Genomic DNA, 12,135 nt, shown 5'->3' with positions numbered 1-12,135 from the left:
TCCCCTCTGCGGAAGGCGCTGACGGCCGGCGTCACGACAGCTCGCTGCGGAGCGCGGATACCACTCGTATCTGCTCGGCCTCCGTGAGCGAGGGATACAGCGGTAGCGCGATGTGGTGACGGGCGAACCAGCGGCCTCGCCCGAAGGGCTCACTGCCTGCGGCCGGCTCTCCGCGCCCCCCGAAGTAGGGGTGGTCGCACAGCAGGTGGTCGTAGACCTCTCCGGCCAGCGAGACTCCGTGCCGTTCCCGCAGCCGCTTCTTCAGCAGTGCCCGGTCGACGGGCCGGTCGGGATAGGCGATGTACTTGTAGTAGTTGCTCGCCGCACCGGCCGGTACGCGGTGCGCCCTGATGCCGGACACCCCGTCGAGCAGCGCATCGTAACGGGCGGCGGCGACCTTGCGGGCGGCGAGGGTGTCTGCGAAGCGCTCCAGGTCCACCGTGCCTACGGCAGCATGGAGTTCACTCAGCCGCCAGTTGCTCCCGGGCCGGTCGTGCAGCGTCGACCCCTGGGCACTCTTGCCATGGTCGCGCCAGCGTCGTACCTGCTCCAGATCGTCGGATGAAGCGCTGGTCAGCAGTCCGCCCTCGCCGCTGATCGCGACCTTGGTGGGAAAGAAGGAGAACGCGCCGAACCGGCCGAGACTTCCCGCCGGGCGGCCGCCGAGCGCACTTCCGAGGGCGTGCGCGGCGTCCTCCACCACGGGGATGCCGCGCTGCCCGCACAGCTCGAGCACGTCGTCGACCGCAGGCGAGACGATGCCGCCGATATGGACCGGCAGGACGGCTGCCGTATCCGGGTACTGGTACAGCGCGGACCGCAGAGCGTCGGGGTCCATGCCGAGCCCGTCGAGTTCCACGTCGACGAACCGCACCGTGCCCTGTGCGCGCGCTGCGGCCGCAGCGGTCGCGAAGAAGGTGTTCACCGGTACGAGCACGGTGCGGCCTGCCACATCGAGGATGCGCAGCGCGATCTCCAAGGCCGCAGAGCCGGATGCGACGGCGGCCCCGCCGGTACCGGTCCAGGTCTGGAGAAGTTCCTCGAAGCGGGCCACCTGCGGGCCCTGGGTGAGCAGGCCCGAAGCGATCGCGGAGTCGACACGGTCGAGCACGGTCCGCCGGTCGGCGACATCGAAGTGGATGCGCTGGGCGGGGACGTCCGCGGTGCGGCCGACGGGCCCGGAGAACGCACGGGTGAAGAAGTCCTCTGCGTGGCCCGTGTGGGTGCCGTGTCCCATGGGGAGTTCGAGTACTTCGATGCCGACCTCGCTGCCGGCCGAGGCCGAGGCATAGGCCGCCCCGACCGCTGCCGAGGCGGCCCTGGCATCGGCCGCTTCCAGGTATGGATCGCTCGTCCCGTACTGCAGCTGAAGGGGCGCCGGGGCGAGGGCTGCGTAAAGATCGGGCAGATCGGCGTACTCCAGGATGCCGGGTAGCACGGCCCCTTCATGGCCCGTCAGCAGCCTCTCGTAGAGGGCCGGATAGCTGCCGAGGTGACTTGCCGCGCAGACCGGCAGCGGCCGTGGTGCCAGCAGTGCGGTGTGCAGGGCGACGGCCGCGCCCAAGCTGTGGCCGAACAGCCCGATGCGGTCCGGATCCACAAGCGGATGGGCGGACAGCACATCGAGTACACCCAGCGCATCACCGACGAGGGCGCCCAACAGGGACCGGCCTGTGAGCGCGAAGGCATGAGCCAGCAGCCCCCCTTCGTCCCGCGAGGCCAGCCGGTCCGCGTCGAGGCCGCCGCTGATGCCGTACTCGAATGTGAGGGTGACAAAGCCGGCCTGCGCCAGCTGCTGCGCGACGTTGCGGTCCGGATGGTCCGGCTTCACCCCACCGGTGAGTTGGTCGAGGCGCGCGTTCTTCCCACCGCACACCAGAACCGCCGGCCTTCGCCCACTGCCGTCGGGCGCCAGCAGAGTGCCGCGGAACCGGCCCCTCACCGGCGAATCGAAGGACATTGCCAGGCGCTGGAGTCCATGGCGTACCACCGGCTCTCCGGACTCGGCGGCGAGCGGTGCCCGGTCGACGCGGGCCAGTCGCTCCACCACCGTACGGAGGCGGTGGGACCAGGCGGCGTGCTGAGCGGCCCCTGGGGCACAACGCAGCGACGGGTCGGCAGCCAGCAGCCGGCGTACATGGTTGGTCTGCATCAGACGAAGTCCGCGTGCAGGGTGCTGGGTACCTCGACCGCGTATGCGTCAAGCGCCTCGTCCAGCTTGATCTGGCCTCGCTTGAGCAGTTCGAGGAGCTCATTCTGGGGCCGGTAGAAGCATGATTTGCAGAGGTCGGTTCGCCTGGGGTTGGAGTCCTCCCACTCGGCGCGCGGCCCGCCTTCCAGCACTCCGGCGTAGCCCTGCTCGAGAACGTTCCCGATCAGATAGCGGCTGTTCAAGTGGACCTGGGGGCACGGATAGAGGTTGCCGTCCGCGCCGACCGCGGTGACAAACCGGCTGTAGTGGCATCGCTCGAAGTCCCCTTCGACCTCCTCCACTTGGTCCATCGGACCACGGTCCAGTTTGGGCACCGACACTTCGAAGCCGTCGGTGGAGAGTGCTGCGGCCTCGGTGAGGGACTGGGAGACCTCCGCCATCACGGACTCGATGGTCTCGTGTCCGAGCGCACTGTAGAACTCCGGCTCGAACCGTACGTAGTGCGCACCGGACTCGCGCGCGATGCGGGCGGCTTCGAGGATCTCCCGGTAATTCTGCTTGGTGATCACATAGTTGAACCCTATGCGGAACTCCGGATCGACGGCGGCCTCCCGGAGTCGGCCCACCGAGCCCAGGAAAGAGGTGAAGGTGTGCTCACGGTCTCTGGTGATCGCGTCGAAGGTGGCCTCCGTCCCCGCGTTGAGACCGATCCGCACCCAGGTGTGGGTTGCCGCCACGCAGTCGGCGACCGCAGGGCGGCCGAGGCGTGAACCATTGGTGATCAGCCCGAGGCGTAAGCCGGCGGAGTGTCCGGCCCGGGCTATCTCGGAGTACCCCGGATGAATGGTGCACTCACCGCTCCCGCAGAAGGTCACCGCACGCCCATCGTTCTCTGCGAATTCCCGCAGCAGCGTGACGGCCTTGTCCGTGGCGATGGAGTCCTTGAACGAGAACAGGTCATAGAACTGTTCTTCGTTCGGAGAGTGGAAGTTGCAGAAATTGCACCGCATATTGCAGGCGCCCATGATGCCGATCCTCATGTGTACCGGCTTGATCTCGGAGCCTTCCACGAAGCTCTTCAGCAGGTTTCCGTGTGCTAACACCTTCTGCGGGGAGTGCGCTTGATCGAGGCTCACCACCGGAAGACCATCCCGATTCCGCGGAGCCGCCACGTCGATGTTCGGAACTTCACCAGCACTGTTCACGGATCCCCCATCCCTGATCGTTTGCTTGGCACAAGCAGCGACGGAGACAGTAAGATCGCCGGCCCAGCGGTGTCAATAGGTCTAGACAATAGGCGGGTGGGGGCCGCCGGGGCTACCCGACGCCCCGCGGCCAGAACTCCCTTGACACTCCTATTGGCCTATACCAAGCTACCAACGTGATCTAGGCAGTCAAGTCAACCCCCCTCCCCCAGGCGTGACTTGGGGTCAAGCCACGTGGAGGGCGGGAGCAGCCGGTTCAGCCGGGGAGCGGGTTCACCGGACGGCACTGACGGCTACCTGGAAGATATAGACGGGGGAGTCTTCACAGTGCTCGTTCATGTCCTCGGCCCGCCGCGCGTTGCCGTCAACGGAGTTCCAGTACCTCTCGGGGGGAGACGAACACACATCATCCTGGCCGTCCTGGCGCTGGAGGCCAACTGGGCTGTTCCACTGGACCGCCTGGTGGACACGGTGTGGGGCACGTCTCCGCCCGCGAGCGCTCGTACGCAGATCCGGATCTGCGTTTCCATGATGCGGCGCGCCTTCGCCGAGGCCGGCGCGCCGGAACTGATCGAGACCTACCGGTCCGGCTACTGCCTCCGGTTGGCCGACTCAGACCTCGATGCCGCGGTGTTCGACACTCTGGTCAGCCACGCGCGGTCATTAGCCTCGGATGGCCTGACAGCGGAGGCCGTCCTGGAAATACACCGCGCGCTGGCCCTGTGGACCGGCCCGGCCCTGGCCAGCCTGTCCTGCCCGGCGCTGGAGTCCGGCGCGCGCCGGTTGGAGGAGGGACGCCTGCGCGCCATCGAAGAGCGCGTGCGGCTGGAACTCGCCCTCGGACGGCACGAGGATCTGATCGGCGAGCTCATCGAACTGGCCGCCGAGCACCCGTTCCGGGAGCATCTGCACGGTCAGCTCATGCTCGCCCTTTACCGGTCACACCGCACGGCGGAGGCCCTGGCCGTCTACCGGAAGCTCCGCCTGACCATGGTCGAGGAGCTGGGCATCGAACCCGGGCAGGAACTGAGCGATCTCGAAGAGGCGATCCTGCTGGGCCTTGAGAAGGTGAATGTGCGCGAGACCAATGTTCGGCTCTGTCCATGAGGTTGTGATCCGGCGGACCGGTGCGCCCTGGTCGCGCATCGTGGTGGCGAAGTGCGGACGGGTCGTGCGGCAGCGTCGAGATGTGCTGGGCTGAAGCCGCATATCGATTGCAGCAGCACCGCGCCGCACGACGTCCACTCTTCAAAGGGAGACCCACAGGTCCTGCATTCGGTGTTCGGATATGCCATCGGTGGGACGGAATTTGTAGCGGTGCACCTCGACCGGGCCGGCGGTGAAGCTCCAGTCCACGCGCCAGAACGGGTACGCGCGATTGAACACGCTGTCCCACTCGAACCCCGCCGGGGCGGGGAACTTCCAACTCAGCGGCAGGAAGTCGGTGTTGGCGCGGATCGCGTCATCAGCCCTGGAGCGCAGCCGGTCCAGGTCGCGCATCGCCGCAGTGGAGTTGAAGTCACCCGAGATCAGCATCGGGTGGGGGTTGCGGGCCATGTCCTGGTCCAGGCCGCGAAACTCCTCCTGGCGCCAGTTGAACTTGCGGCGGAAGTAGGAGTCGAAGTCGAAGCCTGAGAATGGGTTCAGGTTGTCGGGGGCCAGCTGCACGGTGACGTGGACGTTGTAGACGCTGAAAATCTTCCTCCCGACCCGCAGATCGGTGCGCATCACCTTGTCCCGGGCGAAGACCCGGTTGAAGGGGGTGGAGGGGTCCGCGTCGATCGCGGCGCCCGGACCTACTGGCGGCTGCGCCACGATGGGGTAGCGGGACAGGGTGAGCAACTCGCCCCGCCGAGCGATGTGGTAGCCGGGAAACTCGGCGCGCAGCTTCTCGTCGTCGTCGAGCCGGAAGTACCCCTCCTCGCCGAGGCCGGGCTTCCAACCCACGTGTTCCTGGAAGAGATAGACGTCTGCCCGCTCCCGGTGCACGAGATCGTAAAGCCGGTCCTCGCCGGTGGCCATGGACCAGTACTGGGTGTTCAGCGACACCACATGCAGCGCTCCTGGCGGGACGGCGCCCTCGTCGCGCCACAGGGCCGGCCAGTTCAGCCCGGAGCCGGTGGTGAGGCCGAGCAGCAGCGCGGTCAGTGAGATCCCGGCGAACCACAGCCGGCGGCGGCCGCAGGAGGCGGCGCTGCCCAGCAGGAGGAGGGCCGGGATCCCCATCAGGAACACCGGCGGTGCCGAATCCAGCAGGATGGCCCAGTGCCATCGCCCGCTCACCAGCCACCGGACCACCGCGTACAAGAGCCAGAGCCCGGCCAGGGCGACGAAGATCCGGCCGTACCACAGCCGGAAGACGCGGGCGATCCGACGGGCACGGCTCGGCTGCTCGTCGGCACTCGCGCTCTCGGCCTCCGTGTCCTGGGCCGTCGTGTCCTCGATCGTCACGAAGTGCCCTCCAGCATGTACATCCGCCGGAAACGACGGCTGGCCGCGAACTGCACCAGCCCGACCGCCAGTCCGGCCACCACGACCGCGTTGACCATGAGGTGCGCGAAGGTGAAAAAGGCGAGGAAGCTCAGGCCGCGTTCCTTCCGTACGAACCGGTACTGCCCGAGATCGGCCAGTACGGAACCTGCCAGCGCGAGCAGCGAGACCACAGCGGCCGCCGGCCACCGGAGGACCAGGGGCAGGCTCGCGACGGCCAGTCCGGCCAGCACGGAGGCCAGTGCGCGCCCACCGGTCTCCATCCCCTGCATCGCTCGGCCACGGTCCAGGTAGAACGGCACCCGCAGCCGACTGCGGACGAACGCCTTACGCAGCAGTGGCCACATTCGGCTCTCGTCGGACAACCGGCCGCGGATCCGGGATGTCAGCAGCATGGGGTATCGGGCGGCCAGCCGTTCGGCGTGATCGATTTCCTCTGTCTGCCGCAGCGCCGGGTTGAACCAGCCGGCCTCCAGGAAGGCCGACCGGCGGACCGCACCCAGGGCGTAGAAGCCACCGCTGACCATGCCTTCGGCGCTCTTGCGCCAGTAGTAGTACTGAAGGATCCGGTACTGCCCGACGAGGGTCTCGGCGAACAGGGGTTCCTTGTCGGGTATGCCGAACACCGCGCCGTACGACGGGTTTTCGCGGAACAACTCGACCGCCTCCCCTACCGCGTCCGGGTGCATGGTCAGATCGGCGTCCAGAAAGAAGATGACCTCGCCATTCGCGTTCCGGACGCCCAGGTTGCGACTGGCTCCCGGGCCCCCGTTCCGCGCGGCCCGCACCAGGTTGACGGGGTGCGCTGAGGCCAGGTGGGCGGAGTCGTCGGTGCTGGCGTCATCAACAACGATCACTTCCACATTGGGATAGGCCTGTGCCAGCACTGATCGCAGACACAGGTCGACGGTGCGGCGGTCGTTGTACATGGGAACGACCACCGACACGAGGGGTTCAGCCATTCGAATCCTTGATTCAGAAAGGGTTGACATGGGTCGGTTCAGTTGAGCTGGCAGACCAGCAGCAGCCCGGCCCAGAGCGACGAGTTCGTGATCATGACGCGGTCCTGAAGCAGGGTCCGTACGGGGTTTCCGCCCTCGCTCTGCACGATCACGATCTGCAGATAGCGGAACAGGGCGAACAGCGCGCACGGAGCCGTGAGCAGTGCGCCTCCCTCGAATCCCGATTCGGTGCGGAGGTAGAGCAGGTAGCCGACCATGGTCAGCGCCGAGCACAGAACCAGCACGAGATCCAGGAAATGGACCGAGTATCCGACGAGCGCCGGGCGGTGGCCGGTGCCGGACACGCCCAGCTCATGCCGCCGCTTGCCCAGGATCAGCGCCAGGCACAGCGTCAGCACCGTGAGCACCAGCCAGCCGGCCACGGGGTGGCCGCTCGCTTGATAGCCGCCCAACAGGCGCAGGACGAATCCGGTGGCGACGATGAACACGTCCAGGAGCGGCAGGTGCTTCAACTTCCAGCTGTAGGCGCCGTTCACGACGAGATAGAGCAGCACCGGCCATGCCGCTTCCGGCCCCAGAACGAGCAGCACCGGAGCGAGCAGCCCGGCCACCGCCACCGCCAGCGCCACCGCCGTCCGCACGCTCAAACGACCGGAGGCCAGTGGCCGGTGCCGCTTGACCGGATGACGCCGGTCCCGTTCCACGTCGGCGATGTCGTTCACCACGTAGACCAGCGACGAGGCCAGGACAAAGGCGGCCATGGCGAGGCCCACCCGGGCGGCCGCGTCCCACTGCCAGTCCGCGCCGAGCAACGGTAAGGGCACCACGAGCAGGTTCTTCGGCCACTGGCCGGGCCGGACCAGAGCGAGCGGCGCGGGGAGCCGCGGCGTGGTGCCGACCGAGGCGGACTCGGTCTTTTCTCCCAGGAAGGTCATGACGCATCCCCTCAGAAGAAGATCTTCGCGGCGGACAACAGGCCCTGACTCCACGGGTCCCGGCTGGTCCGGCCGGTCGAGCCGCCACCAGGGCTGTCGTGGCGGACGGTGCGCCACCATTCGAAGGTGTGCAGGACCGCGTCCTGGTTCGACAGCCGGGGCGTGAACCCGAGCCGTGACTTGGCCTTGTCGATGCTGACGTACGAGTCGTCCATCAGCTTGTGCAACAGGCGCCCGTACACCGGCGACAGCCTGGCCCGTTGCAGTGCGCCCAATATGGTCAGCGCCGGGCGTGCGGGCAGCCCGATGACCCGCTTGCCGTGGCCCGCTGCGTCCAGGACGGCCTGGAAGTCCTCGCGCAGGGTCCCGAATTCGGCCGCCGCAAGGTTGTAGGTGTCGTTGGCCACGTCGTCGGACGCGGTGAGCACGGTGATGACTGCATCGACCAGGTCGTCGATGCCGAACATCTGGATTCGGACGTCGCCCCTGCCCAGCACAGGAAAGTTCCGGCCTTCCTCGGCCCATTCGAACAGCATGGAGAACAGACCCATCCGGCCCGGGCCCACGAAGGTCTTGGGCCGCAGGATCGGCACGCACATCCCGGCGTCGCGGTAGCGCTCGGCCGTCTCCTCTGCGGAGGCCTTGGCCCGGCTGTAGGTGTCGACCGGCTCCCGGGGATGCTCCTCCGGGGTGGGAACCAGTTTGGGCAAGCCGTATACGGCGGTGGAGGATATGTGCACGACCCTGCCTGTCCGGGCCGCGCTCGCGGCGGCGAACACGTTCTCCGTCCCGCCGACGATGATCGATCGGATCTGCTCGTCGGGGTAGCTGGGCAGCGCGGCCGCCGAGTGCACGAGGACGTCGGCACCGGCCAAGGCCCGGTCCATCACGGCACGGTCCCGGATGTCACCGACGAACTCCACGCCGGGGCCGGGACGCAGGTCGACCCCCCGGACCTGATGGCCGTCGGCCAGCAGCCGTTCGGTGAGCCGCGAGCCGAGCATGCCCGCGGCACCGGTGATCGTGATCACCATTGTGAGCTCACCTTCTGCTTGATGAAACGCGCCACCAGGTGGTTCAGGCCCCGGCCGAGGACGTCGCCGAGCGCGTCAACGGCTCGCTCCACCTCGGCGGGCTGGGTGACCAGGGAGGGGCCGACGATCAGGGGGTTGCGGCCGTTCAGGGTGTAGTAGGCGAAGATCTCGTGGTCCTGGTATAGGGCGTTGATCACCGCACAGGTGACCAGCTTCGCCTTGAACCTCGGGTCGCGGGCCATCCCCCCGGGCGCCAGCTTCGCCACCAGGTCCAGGATTTTCGGGCCGCCGTCGATGAACACTCCCCACAGCGCGCCGGCGCCCGCGACCTTGCCGATCGCCTCGGGGTACTCCTTGGCCAGCCGCGCGAGCCCGGGTTCCAGCACGGCCTCGATCTCCCGGGCACGCGCCGGATAGTCGTCCTCCACCGCGATGTTGATGGCCTCCAGCGCGGTGGCACACTCCTCGCCGAACCCGTAGTAGGTGGTGGAGGTCGACTGCAGCAGGGCGTCGCCGAGGTTGTCGTAGGCCTTGCGGAAGACCGGCTCCCGGGCGACGAACGCCGAGACCGAGGACTTGCCGCCGCCGAAGGACTTGGAGGTGGTGAGCACGTCGGGGACCAGGCCCGGGTAACGCATGAAGTAGAACAGGGAGCCGGTCTTGCCCCAGCCGCTGTAGATCTCATCGAAGATCAGCACGATGTTGTTCCGCGTGCACAGTTCGCGCAGCCCGCGCAGGAACTCCTCGGAGCACCATTGGATGGTGGAGGCGCTGAACGGCTCGATGAGGATCGCGTAGACGTCCCCGGGGTGGGCGGCGACAGCGTTCCGCACCGACTCGAGATCTCCGTATTGGAACGTGTCGATGCCGGGGATGGTGGGGAAGGAGAACTGGTTCTGGCCGGTCAGTCCGCCGGATCCGAGCAGTTTTCCGTGGAACGCGCAGTCCGCACGCAAGACGGTCCCGCGCTTGCCGTTGTGGTACTTGTACGCCAGCTTCACCGCCCCTTCCACCGCCTCGGCCCCCGAGTTCGGCAGGAAGGACATGTTCAAGTCCTCGGGCAGTACCTCGGCCAGGTTGTGGCTCAGCGCCGCCAGGTAGGGCGAGAAATAGGTCTTGTGCACCTCCATCCGCTTGTCCCGGGCGAAGCGTTCCCGGGCCGCAAGAATCCGTGGGTGGTTGTGGCCGTGGTTGAGCACTCCGACCCCGCCGGTCAGGTCGAGGATCCGCCGTCCGTCGGCCAGCGTCAGGTAGGCCCCTTCGGCGTGGTCGACCAGCTCCCGGCCGAACCCGAACGAGGTCATCAGCGACACCTGGCTCTTGTTCACGTATCGCCGGTAAAGGTCGTGCACCTCACCGACTTCGAGCCGTTCGGCGTCGTCAAGGGTGTACACGGGCGTCTCCTATCGGGGTGGACCTGAGCCGGGCCCAGGCGAGAACGACGGCCGAGCTGCCGAGCTCGGCCAGGACGCATACGACGCGGCTGGCGATCGCGGCGGTGGCGGCCATGGATGCGGGAAGCACGGTGGTCAGGGCGGCGGTGATGGTCAGCTCGCGCACTCCCCAGCCGTCCGGAACTATCAGGGCCAGGCTGCTGACGACGGTGGCCAGCGCGAAGGCGCCGACCGCCGACCACAGTCCGGCCCACGCGGGCGCGCCCAGCGCCAACACCAGGAACCACAGATGCAGGCCGGATGCCAGCCAGGAAGCGACAGCCAGGAGCATCGCCCGTCGGACCGCGCTGTCCGGAGGGGGCTCCACGGGCCTGCGTGCCAGCCGGGCCAGGGCCGTGACAGGCCGGGTGGCCAGGGTGGGCCGCACCACGCAGGCGAGGAAGAACAGGGCAGGCAGGCACAGCCACAGCCAGTGGTCCGGCAGCGCGGCGGGCGCGGCGAGCAGGCTGACGCCCGCCCCGGTGATGATGGTCAGCGCCACGCTCAGTAGATAGGCCGAGGTCATCTGAGCTCCGGGAACCCCGACCGCCCGGCCGTGCGCGACGTGGGTGATCACGCCCCAGATCCGTCCCGGCACATACTTGCTGAGTTGACCCAGGAAGTAGATCTTCGCGGCGTACAGCCCCCGGATCGGATGCTCGCCGGGGACCAGCACCCGCCAGGCGTGCACCGCGAGCGCGAGCCCTGCGACGTTGGTGGCCAGGGCCGCGGCCAGGAGCGGGATTGCGTCCGCCCGGGCGAACGCCCGGGCGGCCGCCAGGCCCTCTTCACGGACCACAAGGGCCACGCCGATCAGGGCGGCGAGGACGATCACCGGCGTGAGCAGTCTGCGCAGCTTGTCCATCATCGCCCGGCCGCCGTACTGCCGGGGATCCGCCGTCGCGCCGCCGTCCCCCCGAGCATCCGGGCGCCGCCGAGCGCGGCCCCGGCCAACAGGGCACCGTGGAGCAGCAGATGAACACCGGCGAAGAACGGCACAAAGCCCGGGCCCCGGTGCCGGGCCACAAACCGCAGCAGCCCGAGGTTCGCGCCGCAGAATCCCAGGAGCGCTATGGCGGGCAGGACCGGATACCAGAAGCCCAACGGTAGTGTCGCCAGGGCGAAGGCGGCCGCCGCCACGGAAGCCGGGCTGTTGGCGGTCAGGTTCTTCCGCCCGCCCCGGCGTGCGGAGGCCAGCGCCGGCACCAGCAGCAGCGCCCGGCGGAACGTCTCGGCGAGCAGCGGCGCCAGCCGGTGCTCCTCGTCGTGGTATGCCACGATCCGGTCGGTAAGGACGATCCGGTAGTGCGGCGCGAGCCGGTCGCTGAACTCCAGGTCCTCCGAGTCGCGCAGCCTCTCGTCGAAGCCGCCCAGGTGCTCGAAGACCTTGCGTGGGACCGCGGCTTGGGCGAAGAACGCGGTCTCCACCTCGCCGACGCCGCGTGCACGCCACCAGTGGGCGTGCAGCACCTTGTACCGCTCGACCGGGCCGTCGTCGAACAGCGGATCGGGCGCGATCACCCCGTGCACGCAGCCGCATTCCGGGTCGGAGCGCAGGATCTCCACCGCGCCCGCCACCGAGTCCGGGGTGAGCGCCTCGTCCGAATCGAGGAAGAAGACGATCTCTCCAGTGGAGGCGGCGATGCCGGCGTTCCGTGCCGCTGACACGCCGCGGTTGCCGTCGCTGCGGATCAGGGTGCACGGATAGCTCTGTGCGACGTCGGCAGTCCGGTCGGTGCTGCCATCGTCCACCACGATCACCTCATGGATCGGGCAGGTCTGGGCATAGACCGAATCCAGGCAGGCGCCCAGGGTGCGAGCAGCGTTGTGGGCCGGTATGACGACCGACACAGATAACCTCATGCCGCCAGTTCAGCGGCGCCGCATATTGGTGGGATATCAGTTCGATATTTATTGCCGGCTG

General features: G+C 68.1%; 10 protein-coding genes. 1 reads left to right on the top strand and 9 read right to left on the bottom strand.

All coding sequences use genetic code 11. The features are described from left to right. Positions 1-31: 31 nt before the first annotated feature. Together ACFYWY_RS03110 and ACFYWY_RS03105 are read right to left on the bottom strand one after the other, a co-directional pair. On the bottom strand, positions 32-2,152 hold the full coding sequence (locus tag ACFYWY_RS03110; protein ID WP_389178786.1) for a DegT/DnrJ/EryC1/StrS family aminotransferase: 2,121 nt from the start codon (positions 2,150-2,152) through the stop codon (positions 32-34). Further along, the gene (locus ACFYWY_RS03105) at positions 2,152-3,288 is read right to left on the bottom strand and encodes a radical SAM protein (protein ID WP_389178783.1); all 1,137 of its coding nucleotides are present in this window, start codon (positions 3,286-3,288) and stop codon (positions 2,152-2,154) included. The genes ACFYWY_RS03110 and ACFYWY_RS03105 overlap by 1 nt, the downstream gene beginning before the upstream one ends. Positions 3,289-3,591: 303 nt before the next feature. On the opposite strand from ACFYWY_RS03105, the gene ACFYWY_RS03100 reads away from it, so the two are divergent. Further along, positions 3,592-4,464 carry a BTAD domain-containing putative transcriptional regulator gene (locus ACFYWY_RS03100; RefSeq protein ID WP_389178779.1) on the top strand — a complete coding sequence of 291 codons (873 nt, stop codon included), beginning with the start codon at positions 3,592-3,594 and terminating at the stop codon, positions 4,462-4,464. Between the two features lie 141 nt (positions 4,465-4,605). Here ACFYWY_RS03100 and ACFYWY_RS03095 read toward each other — a convergent pair whose 3' ends face one another. Genes ACFYWY_RS03095 through ACFYWY_RS03065 form a run of 7 tightly spaced genes read right to left on the bottom strand, consistent with a single transcriptional unit; the run spans position 4,606 to position 12,074 of the window. Then, positions 4,606-5,808, bottom strand: a complete 1,203-nt coding sequence (locus ACFYWY_RS03095; RefSeq protein ID WP_389178777.1) for an endonuclease/exonuclease/phosphatase family protein — start codon at positions 5,806-5,808, stop codon at positions 4,606-4,608. After that, positions 5,805-6,809 (bottom strand): glycosyltransferase family 2 protein, encoded by a 1,005-nt coding sequence (locus ACFYWY_RS03090; protein ID WP_389178774.1) that lies wholly within the window; start codon positions 6,807-6,809, stop codon positions 5,805-5,807. Before ACFYWY_RS03090 ends, ACFYWY_RS03095 begins: the two co-directional genes overlap by 4 nt. A gap of 38 nt (positions 6,810-6,847) precedes the next feature. After that, on the bottom strand, positions 6,848-7,744 hold the full coding sequence (locus ACFYWY_RS03085) for a UbiA prenyltransferase family protein (RefSeq protein ID WP_389178771.1): 897 nt from the start codon (positions 7,742-7,744) through the stop codon (positions 6,848-6,850). Between the two features lie 11 nt (positions 7,745-7,755). Next, complete coding sequence (locus ACFYWY_RS03080; protein ID WP_389178768.1) at positions 7,756-8,778, bottom strand: NAD-dependent epimerase/dehydratase family protein; 1,023 nt, start codon at positions 8,776-8,778, stop codon at positions 7,756-7,758. Next, positions 8,772-10,172, bottom strand: coding sequence for an aspartate aminotransferase family protein (locus ACFYWY_RS03075; protein WP_389178765.1), 1,401 nt, complete (start codon positions 10,170-10,172; stop codon positions 8,772-8,774). The genes ACFYWY_RS03080 and ACFYWY_RS03075 overlap by 7 nt, the downstream gene beginning before the upstream one ends. Then, entirely contained in the window at positions 10,159-11,079 is a 921-nt protein-coding gene (locus ACFYWY_RS03070; RefSeq protein ID WP_389178762.1) for a hypothetical protein, read from the bottom strand. Before ACFYWY_RS03070 ends, ACFYWY_RS03075 begins: the two co-directional genes overlap by 14 nt. Further along, the gene (locus tag ACFYWY_RS03065; RefSeq protein ID WP_389178759.1) at positions 11,076-12,074 is read right to left on the bottom strand and encodes a glycosyltransferase family 2 protein; all 999 of its coding nucleotides are present in this window, start codon (positions 12,072-12,074) and stop codon (positions 11,076-11,078) included. The genes ACFYWY_RS03070 and ACFYWY_RS03065 overlap by 4 nt, the downstream gene beginning before the upstream one ends. Between the last annotated feature and the right edge of the window lie 61 nt (positions 12,075-12,135).

It is taken from the genome of Streptomyces sp. NPDC002870 (assembly GCF_042888505.1).
GTDB lineage: Bacteria > Actinomycetota > Actinomycetes > Streptomycetales > Streptomycetaceae > Streptomyces.
Note: the sequence above shows the minus strand (reverse complement) of the source record. Positions and strands in the feature narration are given on the sequence as shown.